Genomic DNA, 17037 nt, shown 5'->3' with positions numbered 1-17037 from the left:
AAATGTGTTTTATTCTTCCATCTTTGCTACTGCGTTAATTATTCGCTACTTGTTCACCATCGATCGGTGGGTGAAAATAGTGATTTCGACACACTGGATAATAGGCTTCATTACCGCCAATTTGGACTTGCGTTCCTTCGTAAACGGGTTGACCGTCGATGTAATGTAAATTCATTGTGGCTTTTTTGTGGCAGAACCAACAGATTGTTTTTAGTTCTTCTAATTTGTCTGCATATAACATCAAGTATTTTGATCCTTCAAATAGTTCGTTACGAAAATCGTTTTTCAATCCAAATGCCATAACAGGAATGTTCAGTTCGTCCACGATTCGGGCAAAATCAATCACATGTTGTTTTCCTAAAAATTGCGATTCATCTACTAAGATACAGTATGGTTTATAATCCAATTTTCGAATTAATTCATAGACATTTGTTTCTTTAAAAATGGGCGTCGCTTCTCTTCTAAGACCAATACGGCTTGAAACGACACCAACACCATCTCTAGTATCAAGTCCGCTTGTCATGATCACAACAGGCTTGTCTTGTTCTTCATAGTTGTGTGCCACTTTTAATATCTCAATAGTTTTTCCGCTATTCATTGCGCCATATTTAAAAAATAATTGTGCCATTACTTCGTCGTCACCCCTCGTTTAGTTCCTCTCGTATTTTACTATAAAACCGAAGTTTTTTACAGTAGTAAATTTAAGGCTTATGGATCAAGGGGTTTCTTTTGTTAAGAAATTTCCATTTTTAATAGCATCCTAAATTATTCGTCCTGCTATTTTAAACCAACCTGAACGCTATTAGCTTAGTTTTTAGGGTTTTAAAAGTTAATTACCCGAACGTTTAAAACGCTTCATAGGTTAACAGATCATACAAAAAAATGATGAACTTTGGAAGCTCATCATTTTCCATCTTCTGTAATAGTTGTTAGTTTATTCGACGTATTTTCAAACGTTGTTTTTGCTTTTGTTACCCACGCCCCTTTTGCAGAAGATTGAAAATTTGAAATATAGTTTGCACTACTACTTTTTAATCGTTCCACTCGAGCTTGTCCCATGCTTTTGACTAGTTGCTTTTTCGTTTCGGCCGTTTGAACACATGGCGGAGCAACCATACCACGTATCAAAGCTTTTTCTAGCTCTTTTCGTAATCTCTTTAACTCCAATTTCATTTTTTCACTACTCATTTTCTTTTTTTATCTCCTTCTCTTTTAAAAGAGTAAGTTCATCTTCTATTAATCGTGTTTGTTTCTTATAATGAATCGTATTTTCTTCTTGTTTATTTTCTAATTCTTTCATGGTTTGATTCACAACCCTATCCCCATCCTCTTTACATTGTTCTAACAGATGGTATACTCTACTCATATTTACTGGTTCACTATACTCTGCTTGCTGATAATGATATCGATAATTTTCTGAAAGATTTTCTAACTCACGACTAAATTTTTGCTTTTCATAAAAGACTTCTTCTAATTCTTCTTCAATCTTTCTTTGGTTCTTTTCATACTCTGACTCTAAATCTGCTAATTTATTTATATATGTTCTTTCCATAAATATTTATCCTCTTATTTGTTGGGCTAGCGCTTGGTCTGTCTCTACTTGTTTGTTGATAGATGTTTGTATTTGCCCAATTAATTCATAATAGTCTTGTTGTATCGAAGATAGTTCTGATATTTTTTGTTCATACTCTGTTTTTGGTTCTATTCGAACAATTGGTTCAGTTGCTCCCCCCGCATTTAAAGAATCGACTACTTCGCCTTGAACTAATGTGGAACCTATAGAATCTCCCATTTTTACCGTGTCTGTCCATAACGTATCGGAATCTTTCTTCGCTTCTTGATACATTTTTTTGATATCCTCTATTTCAATTTGAAGAGTTTTACTCATTCCTTGTGTTAAAATCAGTGCTTCAGATGCATCTAAATAAATTTCTTCTGAGGCAGACAATCCTCCCCCGCTTTTCAAAAGCTTTGCTCGCAAAACATCTAATGCTTTTAATTTACTCCTTGTATCTGTTTGAACTTTTTGTTGCGCTACATAGATTTTATTTAAATCAGGTGTATGCTGTCTAATAAAATTCTGCTCTTCTGTTGTTAAAAAACCTGTAATATCATGTGGTTTTCCATTTTTTAATACATAAATTTTTCCAGGATACAAACTGGCTTTTCCTATCCCGGCAACATTATTTAAAATATCTTTTTCTGAAACAAAATAAATAATTTCTCCCTTATACCCTTTTAATAAACCATCTAACTCATTTACATTAGTAAATGCCCTTGGTGTAGGTAATCCTACTAACATATTCATTAGAGGAGCAGAATTATAAAGGACAATATTGGGTATTCCGTGAGACATGCCCATAATTGCTCCATTTCGACCACCTAGAGAATGACCTGTAACTGTACCTATATCATACCCAGCTGCTTTTAAGTCATTCATAAATGTATGACTGGCATTAAAATAGGAAGAAGAAGGACCATCACCCTCTAAAGCAATATTAATCCACTGTGCTCTATCTTTGTTTTCATCTTTTTTTCCATTATCCCCGTTCGTTCCTGCAAAACCTACAACTACCTTTCCAGTATTGTTGTCTAAAAATGCTACACCACTTGAACTTGTTTTAGGGTCGTAGAAAGAATCTATATAGTCTAAATTTGTTGGGAATTTACCTTTCTTTTTTAAATTATTAATTTGCGTGTTAATTGTTTTAGGTGGCACTTTATGAAAATGTGCATTCTCAACTTCATAAGCTATCGTGGATATCGCACTAGTATTTTCACTATTACTATTTAACTTTTCTATTTTATCCTTATTAAATTCATAACTATCCATTTATGATGTCCTCCTGTGATAGCGGTTGAAAATCAATGGAATCACTAAAAAATATCCCAATTTTCTTATCAAAAGTGAACTCTATTTCCTTATATCCTACAGAACTTCCGTCTAAATCTCCTCTTCCCTTTAATAATAGAGTTGGAGCTTTTTCTGTTGAAATATCATATTTTTCTCGTAATGATTCAACATTTTTATCAGTATTTGTTAATTGATATTCTAATTCGTACATTGGTACTTCCGAATTATACATTTTCCGCAGATTTTTATAAGTATCTAACTTAGAAAAATTTCCATATTGAACAAAGAATTGAAAATTATGAATTTTTTCTTTTAAATTGGCATCATTAGTATCTTTTACTAGATGGAAACCTCGTCCATCATACATAACTGGATATCTTTTTTCTTCTGTATTTTTACTTAACTCATTCCATGTTGTATCGGTATAATAATATCCCTTCGCTGTTTTAGTATTGCGATTCATTCGTAAAACCATTCCTTCTGTAACTAATCCTGAATCTTCCGATTCACTAATAGACATACTGGAATGCAGTAACCAAACGCCCTTATCATCCTTATTAAACTCATCATCTCGGTAGCCTTCCATATCGTAAAAACTTTCCAGATTTGGTGTTGGATACATAGCTAATACTTTATCAAAACTTTGTTCAATTTCTGCTTTGTTTTTTGTTTCACAGCCACCTAATCCACTCAATATCATTAATCCTCCTAAAAATAAATATAATTTTTTCAAAATATCGTCTCCTTTTTTACAGGATGAAATTTATTTACGTCATGATCACTGTTTATTTTATCAAAAGAGAAATAAAATAGATAGTTATACTTGACATTTTCGTTGTTTATTTATATATAATGCTACTAATTTAATATTAGTGTAGCATTATCAATGTTCACTGTCGGTTGAGTCGTCTAATCCTAAATCACCATTGTGCACCTCTAAAAGTTAGTTTTATTAACCTGTATTATTATCTAAAAATGTTGCGCCACTTGAACTTGTTTAGGATCATAAAATGGATCTACTTGCTTAATATTAAAAGGGAATTTTCTATTCCATAAGAAATTGTTGTTACCCAACTAGTTGCTTCCCTATCTTTTTTATCTTTTACTTCATACTTACTCACTTGCTAAATCCTCCTCAGAAAGAGGTTGAAAATCAATAGAATCTGTGAAATATATGCTTAATTTCTTATCAAATCTAACTTCTAACTGTTTATAGCCAACTGAGTTACCTTCTATGTCCCCAGTCCCTTTCAACAGTAAAGTAGGCGCTTTATCGGTGACAATATCATACTTACTTCTCAAAACTTGAACATTTGAATCATCATTTGTTAATTGATATTCTAATTCATACATAGGAACCTCTGGATTGTACATTTTTTTTAAATTCTTATATGAATCTAGTTTGTCAAATTTTCCATATTGCACAAAGAATTGGAATCCTTCTATTTTTCTCTGAAATTCTTTATCAGAAATTTTTTCTTTTGATTGAAAACCTTTACCAGTATAAACTACTGGATACTTTGTAGTTTTACTGCTTTTTCCAAAAGCATTTGGCGTAATAGAAACATAATAATAACCTTTCATTTTTCGTGTGTTCCTGTTAATTCTTAGTCGCATCCCCTCTGTAAGTAAATCTCCTTCTTCTGTTTTACTCATTGAAAAATCAGAATTTAATACCCAAACGCCCTTATCATCTTTCTCAAACTCGTCATCTCTGTAGCCTTCCATATCATAGAAACTCTCCAGATTTGGTGTTGGATACATTGCTAATACTTTATCAAAACTTTGTTCAATTTCTGCTTTGTTTTTTGTTTCACAGCCAGCTAATCCACTCATTATCATTAGTCCTCCTATAAATAAATATAATTTTTTCAAAATATCGTCTCCTTTTTCTAGGATGAAATTTATTCACACCTTAATCACTATTTATTTTACCAAAAGTAAAATGAAATAGATATATGACATTTTCGTTATTCAATCTTAGATAATGCTACTGATTTATAGATGAAAAGAGATAGTCCGTTTTGCAACTGACTATCTCTCCTAATCTCATTGAATCCCTAAAAAAGAAAACCAATAGACAAACGCGAACGTTCGATCTATTGGTTTTCTTAGACTTACTTATTTTTGAGCTGAAGCAAAGTTTGAAGCTTCTGTTCCAGATTGGCGACCAAAGATGATAATATCCGCCACAGCGTTTCCGCCGATACGGTTTGCACCATGTAGTCCTCCGGTTACTTCACCAGCGGCATACAAGCCTTTGATTGCTGTTCCGTCTTCTTTCAATACTTCTGTTTTGGTATTGATTTTCACACCACCCATTGTATGATGGATTCCTGGTGCGATTTTGATTGCGTAGTAAGGACCAGTTGATAAATCGTGATCCATACCTGTTGCGCGATTAAATTGAGTATCAGATTTTGCTTGAACTTCTTTGTTCCATTGCTCTACAGTATCTTTTAATGCAGCTTCTGGCATATCGATCTTTTTAGCAAGTTCTTCGATTGTTGCACCTTCTACAACAAAACCTTGTTCATCATAGAAATCGATTGCTTTCGCACGATCACGAACACCTTGATCGAAAACTAAGTAGGCTGATTTTTCTGGCAAAGCAGTGATTGCGGCAGAAACTTTATCACGAGTGTCCATTTCATTGACAAAACGTGTCCCCTCTTGTGAAGCTAAAATAGCCCCCTCACCACGAACAACTTCACCGATCAAGAATGATTTGTCTTGTTGAACCGTTGGGTGAATTTGAATTTCTTTCATATCTACAGTAGCGCCACCAAGTTTTTCGATCATCTTGATACCGTCACCTGTTGTACCTTCTTGGTTTGTTGTAACATAATCTTTTAATTTTGGATCGTATTTTTCTAACATCTCTTTATTAGCACCAAAACCACCTGTTGTCACAATGACAGCATTTGATTTGATTTCTTTTGTTTCTTTGTCATTTAGTTTAACTTTGACACCGTTCACTTGACCGTCTTTTTCAGTGATTTCAGTGACATTAGCATTAACGAATAACGGAATTTTTTCTTCTTTGACATTCCGAACAAGTCCGTCTACTAAGTAGCCACCAATTGCCGAACCATCTGCTGGACGATGTGTCCGTTTTTCGCTCATTCCGCCAGTGATCGTTAAGTTGCTTAGTTCGATTCCTTTTGTATCTAACCAATCGATTGCATCTGCTGAATGATCTACGAAAAAGCGTAATAGTTCTTTATCATTCGTGCCTTTTCCGCCTTTTAATGTTTCTTCAAAGAATTTATCGTTGCTGTCTGTAATACCTTCTTCTTTTTGATATTTTGTTTCAGAAGCGTTCATTCCAGAAGAAGATTTGATTGTATTCCCACCTGCAACAGGCATTTTTTCTAGAATAGCTGGATTCATTCCTGCTTCTTTGGCTTGTAATGCCGCTGTCATACCAGCACCCCCAGCACCAATGATCACGATGTCATATTGATCTTCTAATTCACTTAAATCGGTATAGCCATTTGCTGAAGCCCCTGAAGTAACTTCCGAACTTTCTTTAGATTCTTTGCTTCCTTTTGATGCTTTTTCTTGATCACTCGTACAACCTACCGCAATTCCGGCAAATAAACTTAATGATACTAAACTCATGATGACTTTTTTCATCTTTTCCCCACCTCGTATATAGTTTACTTTCCCCAACCCTATTATTTTTCATTGTCACTAGTCCTCCATGTGAAAATAATCACATTAGAAACTAAAAAAATGAGCTCCTTCATACAATTTCTGTGTCACCTGTTTGATTCTAACGCTTTTAGCCAAACGATATTTCACAAACAGATCGTCAGACATTCTCATTCTTCTCTGAATAAAATAGCACGTTCTGTTTAGTTTGTGACAGATTCTGCTTTTTTTTAATCAATTTCTTATTTCTTCTAAGCATTTATTCTTTGTTTGCCCATCATTTATTTTCTGCTATACTTGTTTTAACGATGTTCAGGAGGTCCGTGTATGAATCGATTTCGGCTTTTATGGCTGGCACAACGCAAAGGAAGGCGTTTTATTTCGAATAATCTATCATCTATACAAATTATTGTTTCTTATTATATTATTATGACGATTATTTCTTACTTATTATTTTGTCTCCCTTTTTTTAGAGAACCTGGTTCTCACGTGGGCTTCATTGATATGCTTTTTATGGCAATCAGTACGGTCAGTGTTACAGGCTTGTCTACTTTTGATATCAACTCTGTTTTTAATGATCGTGGAGTTATTTTATTGGAAATACTCTTTCAAATCGGTGGGTTAGGAATCATGATGATTTCTACTGCGTTTATTATCTTGTCTAAACGTAGGATTTCTCTGAAACAGCGCCAATTGATCATGACAGATATGAATCAACCAAAATTAAGTGGTATTGTTCGACTGATTCGAATTACATTTACGATTCTTTTGTGGTTTCAACTTATCTTTGGCACTTTTTTCTCTATCTACTTTTATTTTTCTGGCTATTTTAAAACTTGGCCAAAAGCAATCTTCTTTGGCTTTTATCAGTCTATTTCGGCCGTTACGAACTCTGGATTTGATGTGACAGGGGATTCGATTATCCCGTTTGCCAATGACTATATCTTTTTGATCGTGATCATGTTTCTGATTTTTGTTGGTGGAATTGGTTTTCCTGTTTTGATGGAGTTTCGTGAATGGCTATTCTTTAAAAAGAAAAAACGCGGTCTTCCATTCCGTTTTTCGTTATTCAGTAAGATTGCGGTATTGGCATTTGTCATATTGTTTGTCGGCGGAACTCTTTTGATTTATCTCTTGGAGAAAGATCATTTATTTGTTGGAATGGGGGAACTGCAGCGCTGGATCACGTCTATGTTTTATTCTATGACGACGCGCAACGCTGGTTTGCAGATAAATGATTTGGGCGATTTTCAAGTTACAACATTGATCGTATTTTCTTTATTGATGTTCATCGGATGTAGTCCAAGCTCTGTTGGTGGTGGTATTCGGACTACAACCGTAGCAATCATTGGATTATACTTGTTTGCATTTTTAAAAAGCGAAGATAAAATCAATGTGTTTGGCCGTCGAATCGATGATGATGATGTTAAGAAATCAATTGTAGTCTTCATGCTTTCACTGATCATGTGTTTTTTTGCAGTCTTATTTTTGACCGCAACAGAAGACCATCCGTTGATTGCTATTATTGTTGAAGTGGCTTCCGCGTTTGGTACGACTGGTTTATCTTTAGGTATCACTTCTGATTTAACAACTGTTGGGAAATTGATGATTGCACTATTGATGTTTATTGGACGTATCGGTATGTTATATACGTTGATGTTATTCGTACCAAAAGAAACACGCGATATTGGTTATGAATATCCGTCAGAAAAAATTATTATTGGTTAAAAAAACGGACTAAACACTTCTTAAAAAATGTGTTTAGTCCATTTTTTTATTAAATTAAGACATTAACAATCAAATAAATCAAGAATAATCCTGAAATCAGCCACATTGGGAATGACAGTTCTGATCGTTTCCCAGCGAATAATTTTGCTAAGGGATAGGCGACAAACCCAAATGCCATTCCATCAGAAATATTCATCGTAAACGGAATCAAGACAATCATCAGTATCATAGGAAAGTAGTCGCTAAAATCATCAAAATTCACTGCTTTGATTTGTTGGATCATCAAGAAACCTGTAATAATAATTGCTGGTGCTAATGCTGAATCGGGAATATATGAAAGCAACGGTAATGCTAACAACGCCAAAAAGAAACAGACTCCGCTGGTAATCGACGTAATCCCCGTTTTTCCCCCTTCTTCAATTCCTGTTGCACTTTCAGCAGCTGCTACAGTTGGACTTGTTCCGAAAATACTAGACAGCAGTGTAATAAAACCAGTTACACGATAGGCGCTTAAATATTTTTTTTCCTCTGCTTCTGGCATTAGGCCTTTAAGTAACCCCATTGATTCAAATATTAAAATCATCGATAATGCAAAGACTCCTAGCAAAAAACTTTTAGAGAAAAATGTACTGAAGTCTAGTTTAAAAAAGATTTGATTATAATTGCCTAATCCACTTAAAGAAAAATGTTCTGTTGGCGTTACCATACCAAAAATATTTGCAACAGCTGTTACAACCACAATTCCAATAAAAAAACTCCCTTGAATCCCTTTAATAAACAAAAAAACAGTCAAAATCAATGAAAATAAGGTTAATAATGTTAAAGGATTATCTAACGAAGCTAGCTGCAAAAAAGTATGCTCACCGCTTATAATCAAGTGTCCTTTTTCCAAACCAATCAATACAAGAAAAAATCCGATTCCCACCGTGATTCCAGTCTTTAACGTTTCTGGCACAACTTCCGCAAATAATTTACTCAGCTTCGTAAAGGCAACTAGTAAATAAACAATCCCGGAACAAAAACTAACTGCTAAAGCCTGTTGCCACGTCAATCCTAATGATAAAACTAACGTATAAGTAAAAAATGAATTAACACCCATTCCTGTTGTTAACACGATTGGCGCATCCGCAACAATCCCCATTAAAATTGAGCCAATAATGGAAATAAAAATTGTTCCAAAAATCGTTAACTCTTTTGGCATCCCTGCTTCAGCTAAGATGACTGTATTTACCATAATAATATATGAAATGGCAAAAAATGAAGTGGTTCCTGCTAGTATTTCTCGTTTAATATCGCCTTTAATAAGCTTTTGCCGACGAAACATGTACATCCTCCTTGGTTAAGTAAAATACGTCCTTGTTTCTTTAGGAATTCTTCCGTTCTTATTATATTTTTTTTATTTTCATTTCAAAAAATCTTTATACGATGCTACTGTCATGTTATCAGAAAACGCTAACATTCACAACTATCAAAAAATCTGCTACTATTCACATATAAAAAACAAAAAAGCCTTAAACAACCATTCTTTTTATAGAGCGTTATTGATTAAGACTTTGACTAATAGATCTATTTAAAGAATATCTTTTCGATCAATCTTAAAAAAGGAAAGGTAAGCCATTAAAATGCTGATAATACATAAAATAATTGGAACCAAAGGGATTGAAAAAGCATTTGAGCTAATACCGTCTCCACCAACATTACCGTTTAAAAACAGACTAATAACTACAGACGAAGTAATGGTTACAATCACAGACTTTTTCAACATTCCAAAGTACAATGGAATGAGTCCAATGCAAGCTGTTGTCACGCCGCTAAACAAAGCAGTTTTGATTAGATAGCTTTTAATCATAGAAAAAGTGATGATGTCTTCCGTAATCTGAAGGTGATTATTTAACAGTGTAATCACGCTAATAAATAACACTTCCGAAAATAATGTTAAAACCAATGTCAAAACAAATACTACCAGCAATTTTGCCAACATAATTTTTTTTCTAGAAATCGGATAGGAGAATAGAATTTTAATTGTATCTCTTTCAAATTCTTTGATAATGACTTGTGCTAATAAAATGCCCGCTAAAATAGTAAACGACACTCGAATAAATAAATCGCCCGCCAGAAGTAATTCTGCAACATTTTTAAATGCAGCTTCTCCATCCTCTACAAAAATCCCCATCGTTGCGATCATTATGATAATAAATGCAGTAATAATAACTGAACTTAATATATACTTCATAAAGTTTACCTTTACTTTTTCCAATTTCATTAATTTAATCATGACTTTTCCCCCTCGCTCATTAATTCCATAAAGTATTCTTCTAGTGTATTGGACTGTTGATCAACCGCCAAAATATCTACACCGTGTAGAATTAACTCTCTATTGATATCTTTTGCATCAAATTTTTGCTCATATATTCTAATCTGAGATTCTGAAATTACTTTAAAGTTTTTTATAGACAATTTTTCATCTAATACCTGAGCTGCTCCTTTTACATCGCTGACTGTCAGTTCAGTATATTGAAGATTTTCTTGTTCTAATAACGTTCTTTCAACTTCTCTTACCATTCGTCCCTCTTTGATAAATCCAATCGTATCTGAGATTGATTCTATTTCCGAAATGATGTGGCTGGATATCAAGATCGTTATCCCTAATTCTTTATTGATTTTCACCAATAGCTCTCTAACTTCACGAATTCCAAAAGGATCTAACCCATTTATAGGCTCATCTAATATTAATATTTGAGGTTCAGTTATTAGCGCACGAGCGATTCCTAAACGTTGTTTCATTCCTAGAGAAAACTCTTTTACTTTCTTTTTTTCAATGTCTTTTAACCCAACGATTTTAAGTACTTTATGAATTTGTTCTTTGTCATAGTAACCACTATATTCACAGTGTAATTCTAAATTTTTCCAAGCCGATAAATTGTCATAAAATACTGGATATTCAATGATGCTGCCAATTGATTGCAAGTATTTATATGAAGTTAACTCAATTACTTGATCCAAAATTTTTACAACGCCAGAATCTGATTTGATTAAATTTAAGATCGTCTTCATCACTGTCGTTTTCCCTGAACCATTCGGTCCTAAAAAACCATAGATACTTCCTTTTTTTATAGTCATTGAAACATTATGCAAAATTTCTTGATTGCCTATTGACTTGCTAACCTCTCTCAACTCTATTGCTTTTTCCATCTTTAAACCTCTTTCCTTTTATGTTATATCCTTATTCTACTGAACTTTTCAGATTGTTTATGACTTTTTTCTTACTTTTATCGAAATAAAATCTTACTTTATAAATTTTTACTGTACAAATAAAAAAATGAGTAAAACAAAACCTTTTCAGATCTTGCTTTTCTCATAAATAATCTATTCAAGGGAACTCTTAATTGTTCATGAAACTAAATTTTGCTTTCTTAATTGCTTTTTCGTTCTTTTTCTAAGGGAAAAGTAACGGTAAAAGTTGTTTTTTGATATGGCTTACTATAAAGATTGATTGTACCAGACATCGCGTTTACTAGTTGCTTTGTAATCGTCAAGCCTAATCCACTACCTTGATAATTTTTATTTCTGGAGTCATTCAACGTAAATAGTCGTTCAAAAATTTTTTCTTTATTTTCTTCTAGAATTCCTCGTCCTTTGTCAGTAACTTCTAAATATCCAGTTTGACTTTCAGCCCAAACATTCAATTTCAAATAGTGTCCTTCATTACCATATCGTATCGCATTACTTAGTAAATTCGAAAGAATCCTTTTAAGGGCTTCCTGATCACCCACTATATGTATTGGTGTCTCACTAATATCCACTACAACTTCTGTTTGAGCGCTTTCTAATGTGTCAAAATAGGTAAGGATTTCATTTCGACAGAGTTCAGCCAAATCTATTTTTTCTTTTTTCAATAGATATTCATTAGATTCTAGCTTAGCTAAATCAAAAAACTCATTGATTGTATTCAATACACTCTCGGCTTGTTTTTTGATTCGCTCGATTCGTTCCTTTACTAAACTATTTTTTGTTAGTTGCTCATCTGATAAAAGCATTTCTGAATAGCCTAAAATAACAGTCAAGGGTGTTTTTAAATCATGTGAGATATTGGATAACATTTTTTTGCTACTTCTATTTTGATTGGATTGATTGATCATTAGTGATTGTTGCTCATCAATTACTTGATTGATTTGTACTAATAATTCTTGAATAGCTATCTCATTTGAAAAAAGTTGAATCTTCTTTTTTTTATCATCGTCTAATTGACTAGACAACGCATTCGTAATTTGTCTCACCTGTTGCCTTAATGCCCTATTTTTCAAAAATAAAAAAAAGCAGACTAAACCAACTAGACAAATTAAAAACAATCCTATTATTTGCTGCATTCTTGAGGTTCAACTCCTAATTTATAGCCTATTCCCCAAACAGTTTTTATATAGATTGGATTTGAAGGGGCATCTTCAATTTTCTTTCTTAATCTACGAATATGAACATTCATAACATTTTCATCATGAATAAATTCATCATTCCAGATTTCTTGGTACAGTTGAACTTTTGTATACACTTTTTTCGGATTAGAAACAAACAAATTTAATATTTGAAATTCTTTTGATGTTAGGTTCACGATTAAGTTATTCTTTTTCACCAAAAAATTATCTGGCTCAATCGTCAATTCACCAACTGTGATTATTTTTTCCGTTTCTTCTGTTTTTCCTTGTGTTTGGTATTCGTTGTTTCTTCTCAACAAGGCTTTTACTCGTGCTTGTAATTCCAACAAAGAAAATGGTTTTGTTAAATAATCATCTGCACCAAACTCTAGGCCTAAAATTTTCTCATACTCACCATCTTTTGCTGACAAAATCAAAACAGGGATGCTACTAAGACTTCTGATTTTTTTTAATACTGTCAGCCCATCAATTTTTGGCAACATCAGATCAAGTATGATTAAATCAATTGCAGCAAGGTCATCCATTAATATGCTCGCTTGTTCTCCATCATCAGCAGTTAATACTTTATATCCTTGTTGTTCCATCGTTTCTTTGATCAATATTTGGATATCTTTTTCATCTTCAACAACAATTATCTTATGATTCATTTTATTTCCTTTCCAACTACACTATAGTAAAAATTGGTCTTTCAAAAAGCTTAGCAGTTTTTATTCAATCATTCAATGTAATTTTTTTGTTCAATGATTGCTAACTTCGAATAAAAAAGAAAAGGGTTGGACAAAACGAAAAATCCGTTTTGCCAACCTCTTCTTTTTTGTGTACTATTTTTTGATTTGACTCACTAATTTCACATAATTTTCTGAACGGTCTTCTGCATCATCTTTTGTTTTCGTTAAAAGATCTTCAACGACTTCTTGATCGTCTTTAATTGTATGAAGTGCAGAGAAACGGGTTTGTTTTTCAAGGAAATCACGCATTTTAGAGAAATCAGCTTTTTTATAGTCGATAACCATTGGATCTTTGCCTTTTTCAATCAATTGCGGATTATAGCGATACAGCTGCCAATAACCAGACTCTACGGCTTCTTTCGCTAAGGACAGTGTTTCAATCATCCCACCTTTAACACCATGATTGATACAAGGCGTATAACCAATGATCAATGATGGTCCAGGATAACGTTCCGCTTCATCGATTGCTTTGATCGTTTGCATTGAATTAGCACCTAAAGCGATTTGAGCCACATAAACATTGCCATAAGTCATCGCCATCATTCCTAAATCTTTTTTAGAGGTTTGTTTCCCTCCGGCAGAGAATTTTGCAATAGCCGCAGCAGGTGTTGCTTTAGATGTTTGGCCACCAGTATTGGCGTAGACCTCATTATCCATAACAAAAATGTTCACATCTTCACCACTTGCTAAAACATGGTCGATTCCGCTAAAGCCAATATCATATGCCCAACCGTCACCGCCAACGATCCATTGACTTGTTTTTACCAATAAATCACTTTGTTTATAAATTTGCTCCAACAGTGGATCTGTTTGATATTCTTCGCTCAAAGCAGCCGCTAATTTGGTTGCCCGCTGTTGTGTTCCATCCCCTTCTAGGTAGTGCTCCAACCAATCCTGTAACAATGCTTGAAGTTCGTTGGACCCTAGGTTTTTAGCCACAGATTCTTGCACTTGATCGGCTAAATATTGACGTTTTGTTTTATTTGCAACATACATACCATAGCCATATTCAGCATTATCTTCAAATAGTGAATTACTCCAGGCTGGACCTTGTCCACATTCATTTGTAGTGTAAGGTGTTACAGGAGAAGAGCCTCCCCAAATAGAAGAACATCCAGTAGCATTTGCCATCATCATTCGATCACCAAATAATTGTGTCAGTAACTTGATATACGGTGTTTCGCCACAGCCTTCACATGCTCCTGAGAATTCCATTAATGGTTGGTTGAACTGTGAGCCTTTTACAGATAATTTTCTGACTGGGTTTTCTTTTTGTTGTAATGTCATTGCAAAAGCCCAGTTGATGGCTTGTTCTTTTTGTTCTTCGTATGGCTTCATCAAAATAGCTTTTTCTTTCACTGGACAAGCTTGAACACATAAACCACAACCTGTACAGTCTTCTAAAGAGACTTGAATACGATACATTAACCCATCTGCACCACGCATTTCTCTAGCGACAAACCCTTCTGGTGCTTCTTCCATTTCAGTTTCATCTGCTAAGAATGGACGAATCGCAGCATGCGGACAAACAAATGCACATTCATTACACATAGTACATTTATCCATCTGCCATTCCGGAACTTCTAGCGCGATTCCACGTTTTTCATAGGCCGCTGTCCCCATTGGCATTTCGCCAGTTTTCATTCCATTATCAATCAAATCGCCCACAGTCAACTCATTTCCTTCTTGGCGATTGATTGGTTGTAGAATATTGGTAACATATTTTGGTAATGATTCATCCTTTTTATCTGGTTCAATAACGATACTTGCCCATTCGGATGGAACTTCGATTTTTTGAAGAGAATCAAATGTTCGATCAATGGCTTGGAAGTTTTTCTCTACGATTTCCTTTGATTTTCTGCCATACGTTTTTTGAACTTCAGCTTTTAACAGTGGCATATACTCTTCACGAGTCATGATATCCGTTACTTCAAAGAATGCGGTCGACATGACAGTATTGATCCTGCGACCTAATCCAACTTCTCGTGCTAGTTCAACGGCATTGATGATATAAAATTGGATCTTATGTTCCGCAATGTATTTTTTTAGCTTTGCAGGGAGTAAGCGATAGACTTTTTCTTTATCCCAAATAGTATTCAGTAAGAACGTGCCACCATCTTTTAGTCCCTTTAATAAATCATAATTATGAATATATGATGCATTATGACAGGCAATCAAGTCTGCTTGTTCCACTAGATAGGTGGAGGTGATTGGTTCTTCTCCAAATCGTAAGTGAGAAAGAGTCAAACCACCTGATTTTTTTGAATCATAGCTAAAGTATGCTTGAGCGTATAAATCAGTGTTATCACCGATGATTTTAATTGCTTGTTTATTCGCACCAACGGTTCCGTCTGATCCAAAGCCCCAGAATTTGGCTTGGAAAGTTGCGTTTGGCGTTAAATCTAATACTTCTCCTTGAGGTAACGAACGATAGGTTACATCATCCACAATCCCAATTGTAAAACGTTGTTTCAAATCAGCAAAGGGTAATAATAGATGATCATAGACTGCTTTAATTTGATTAGGTGTCACATCTTTTGAACCTAAACCATAACGACCACCAATTACGATTGGGCGATTTTCATGTTGATATAAGGCACTTTGAACATCTAAAAGCAATGGTTCTCCATCTGCTCCTGCTTCTTTAGTTCTGTCTAAAACAGCGACTTTTTCTACCGTTTTTGGTAATTTTTCAAGTAGATTTTCTGTTGGGAAAGGGCGGTACAAATGAATATTGATCAACCCAACTTTTCGACCTTGTTTAGTTAAAAAATCCACCGTTTGTTGAATAACGGGTGACGCTGACCCCATCGAGATAATGACTTCTGTTGCATCTTCTGCACCATAATAATCCGTCAAATCATAATTAGTTCCGCGTATTTCATTGATTTGATTCATATATTTTTGCACAATTCTTGGCATCGCTTCGTAATTTGCATTGACTGTTTCTCTTTGTTGGAAATGGATATCTGGGTTTTGAGCTGTTCCAGAGACAGTTGGATGATTTGGATTCATCCCTCTATTTCTAAACCGATCTACTGCGTCTTGATCAAGCATTCCTTTTAAATCAGCATAATCAAGTACTTCGATTTTTTGCAGTTCATGACTGGTTCTAAACCCATCAAAAAAGTTGACGAAAGGTAAACTTCCTTCGACACTGGCTAAATGTGCCACTGCAGAAAGATCCATTACTTCTTGAACACTGGATTCTGCCAACATACAAAAACCTGTTTGACGGGTAGCCATAACATCTCCATGATCTCCGAAAATACTCAAAGCACTTGTCGTGATTGCTCTAGCTGCTACATGGAAAACGCCTGGCAATAATTCACCAGCGATTTTGTACATATTTGGAATCATTAATAACAACCCTTGTGATGCTGTATAGGTCGTTGTTAATGCGCCTGTTTTTAATGACCCATGGACAACACCAGCCGCGCCTGCTTCTGATTGCATTTCAATTACTTGAACTTTTTGTCCATAAATATTTTTTAGTCCATTTTCAGCCCATTCATCCACTAACTCGGCCATTGTTGAGCTTGGTGTGATAGGATAAATTGCTGCTACTTCTGTAAATGCATAGGAAATATATGCTGCTGCTGTATTTCCGTCCATTGTCTTTGTTGTTTTCATTTTTCTC

At 34.4% G+C, this 17037-nt stretch carries 14 protein-coding genes; 1 reads left to right on the top strand and 13 read right to left on the bottom strand.

Features of this window, described 5'->3' with window-relative positions:
• Positions 1–34: 34 nt before the first annotated feature.
• The 7 genes from I586_RS09010 to I586_RS08980 all read right to left on the bottom strand — a co-directional run bounded on the left by I586_RS09010 (position 35) and on the right by I586_RS08980 (position 6493).
• The gene (locus tag I586_RS09010) at positions 35–628 is read right to left on the bottom strand and encodes a thymidine kinase (protein ID WP_010765451.1); all 594 of its coding nucleotides are present in this window, start codon (positions 626–628) and stop codon (positions 35–37) included.
• 275 nt (positions 629–903) lie between these two features.
• Positions 904–1188: a hypothetical protein gene (locus tag I586_RS09005; RefSeq protein ID WP_010765452.1), complete on the bottom strand. Its 285-nt coding sequence runs from the start codon at positions 1186–1188 to the stop codon at positions 904–906.
• Positions 1181–1552: a hypothetical protein gene (locus I586_RS09000; RefSeq protein WP_010765453.1), complete on the bottom strand. Its 372-nt coding sequence runs from the start codon at positions 1550–1552 to the stop codon at positions 1181–1183. The genes I586_RS09005 and I586_RS09000 overlap by 8 nt, the downstream gene beginning before the upstream one ends.
• A 6-nt stretch (positions 1553–1558) precedes the next feature.
• Entirely contained in the window at positions 1559–2833 is a 1275-nt protein-coding gene (locus tag I586_RS08995; protein WP_010765454.1) for a Tle-like phospholipase domain-containing protein, read from the bottom strand.
• The gene (locus I586_RS08990) at positions 2826–3587 is read right to left on the bottom strand and encodes a tandem-type lipoprotein (protein ID WP_010765455.1); all 762 of its coding nucleotides are present in this window, start codon (positions 3585–3587) and stop codon (positions 2826–2828) included. Before I586_RS08990 ends, I586_RS08995 begins: the two co-directional genes overlap by 8 nt.
• A gap of 380 nt (positions 3588–3967) precedes the next feature.
• Positions 3968–4729 (bottom strand): tandem-type lipoprotein, encoded by a 762-nt coding sequence (locus I586_RS08985; protein ID WP_034702120.1) that lies wholly within the window; start codon positions 4727–4729, stop codon positions 3968–3970.
• Positions 4730–4975: 246 nt separating this feature from the next.
• Positions 4976–6493 (bottom strand): flavocytochrome c, encoded by a 1518-nt coding sequence (locus tag I586_RS08980; protein ID WP_010765457.1) that lies wholly within the window; start codon positions 6491–6493, stop codon positions 4976–4978.
• A 345-nt stretch (positions 6494–6838) separates the two neighbouring features.
• Here I586_RS08980 and I586_RS08975 point away from each other — a divergent pair, with 345 nt between their 5' ends.
• On the top strand, positions 6839–8239 hold the full coding sequence (locus I586_RS08975; RefSeq protein ID WP_010765458.1) for a TrkH family potassium uptake protein: 1401 nt from the start codon (positions 6839–6841) through the stop codon (positions 8237–8239).
• A 49-nt stretch (positions 8240–8288) separates the two neighbouring features.
• Here the strand turns inward: I586_RS08975 and I586_RS08970 are convergent, their stop codons facing one another.
• The 6 genes from I586_RS08970 to nifJ all read right to left on the bottom strand — a co-directional run bounded on the left by I586_RS08970 (position 8289) and on the right by nifJ (position 17030).
• Positions 8289–9563 carry an NCS2 family permease gene (locus I586_RS08970; protein WP_010765459.1) on the bottom strand — a complete coding sequence of 425 codons (1275 nt, stop codon included), beginning with the start codon at positions 9561–9563 and terminating at the stop codon, positions 8289–8291.
• A 246-nt stretch (positions 9564–9809) separates the two neighbouring features.
• Positions 9810–10514, bottom strand: a complete 705-nt coding sequence (locus I586_RS08965) for an ABC transporter permease (protein ID WP_010765460.1) — start codon at positions 10512–10514, stop codon at positions 9810–9812.
• Positions 10511–11431 (bottom strand): ATP-binding cassette domain-containing protein, encoded by a 921-nt coding sequence (locus I586_RS08960; RefSeq protein ID WP_010765461.1) that lies wholly within the window; start codon positions 11429–11431, stop codon positions 10511–10513. The genes I586_RS08965 and I586_RS08960 overlap by 4 nt, the downstream gene beginning before the upstream one ends.
• A gap of 221 nt (positions 11432–11652) precedes the next feature.
• Positions 11653–12606, bottom strand: a complete 954-nt coding sequence (locus I586_RS08955) for a sensor histidine kinase (RefSeq protein ID WP_010765462.1) — start codon at positions 12604–12606, stop codon at positions 11653–11655.
• Positions 12594–13316 carry a response regulator transcription factor gene (locus I586_RS08950; protein ID WP_010765463.1) on the bottom strand — a complete coding sequence of 241 codons (723 nt, stop codon included), beginning with the start codon at positions 13314–13316 and terminating at the stop codon, positions 12594–12596. Before I586_RS08950 ends, I586_RS08955 begins: the two co-directional genes overlap by 13 nt.
• Positions 13317–13490: 174 nt before the next feature.
• Positions 13491–17030, bottom strand: coding sequence for a pyruvate:ferredoxin (flavodoxin) oxidoreductase (nifJ, locus tag I586_RS08945; RefSeq protein ID WP_010765464.1), 3540 nt, complete (start codon positions 17028–17030; stop codon positions 13491–13493).
• Positions 17031–17037 lie beyond the last annotated feature (7 nt).

The organism is Enterococcus moraviensis ATCC BAA-383, from assembly GCF_000407445.1.
GTDB lineage: Bacteria > Bacillota > Bacilli > Lactobacillales > Enterococcaceae > Enterococcus_L > Enterococcus_L moraviensis.
Note: the sequence above shows the minus strand (reverse complement) of the source record. Positions and strands in the feature narration are given on the sequence as shown.

Excerpts from the sequence above, each read along its gene's own strand:
- I586_RS09010 (WP_010765451.1), bottom strand. The coding sequence starts at position 628 with ATGGCACAATTATTTTTTAAATATGGCGCAATGAATAGCGGAAAAACT.
- I586_RS09005 (WP_010765452.1), bottom strand. The coding sequence starts at position 1,188 with ATGAGTAGTGAAAAAATGAAATTGGAGTTAAAGAGATTACGAAAAGAG.
- I586_RS09000 (WP_010765453.1), bottom strand. The coding sequence starts at position 1,552 with ATGGAAAGAACATATATAAATAAATTAGCAGATTTAGAGTCAGAGTAT.
- I586_RS08995 (WP_010765454.1), bottom strand. The coding sequence starts at position 2,833 with ATGGATAGTTATGAATTTAATAAGGATAAAATAGAAAAGTTAAATAGT.
- I586_RS08980 (WP_010765457.1), bottom strand. The coding sequence starts at position 6,493 with ATGAAAAAAGTCATCATGAGTTTAGTATCATTAAGTTTATTTGCCGGA.
- I586_RS08975 (WP_010765458.1), top strand. The coding sequence starts at position 6,839 with ATGAATCGATTTCGGCTTTTATGGCTGGCACAACGCAAAGGAAGGCGT.
- I586_RS08970 (WP_010765459.1), bottom strand. The coding sequence starts at position 9,563 with ATGTTTCGTCGGCAAAAGCTTATTAAAGGCGATATTAAACGAGAAATA.
- I586_RS08965 (WP_010765460.1), bottom strand. The coding sequence starts at position 10,514 with ATGATTAAATTAATGAAATTGGAAAAAGTAAAGGTAAACTTTATGAAG.
- I586_RS08960 (WP_010765461.1), bottom strand. The coding sequence starts at position 11,431 with ATGGAAAAAGCAATAGAGTTGAGAGAGGTTAGCAAGTCAATAGGCAAT.
- I586_RS08955 (WP_010765462.1), bottom strand. The coding sequence starts at position 12,606 with ATGCAGCAAATAATAGGATTGTTTTTAATTTGTCTAGTTGGTTTAGTC.
- I586_RS08950 (WP_010765463.1), bottom strand. The coding sequence starts at position 13,316 with ATGAATCATAAGATAATTGTTGTTGAAGATGAAAAAGATATCCAAATA.
- nifJ (WP_010765464.1), bottom strand. The coding sequence starts at position 17,030 with ATGAAAACAACAAAGACAATGGACGGAAATACAGCAGCAGCATATATT.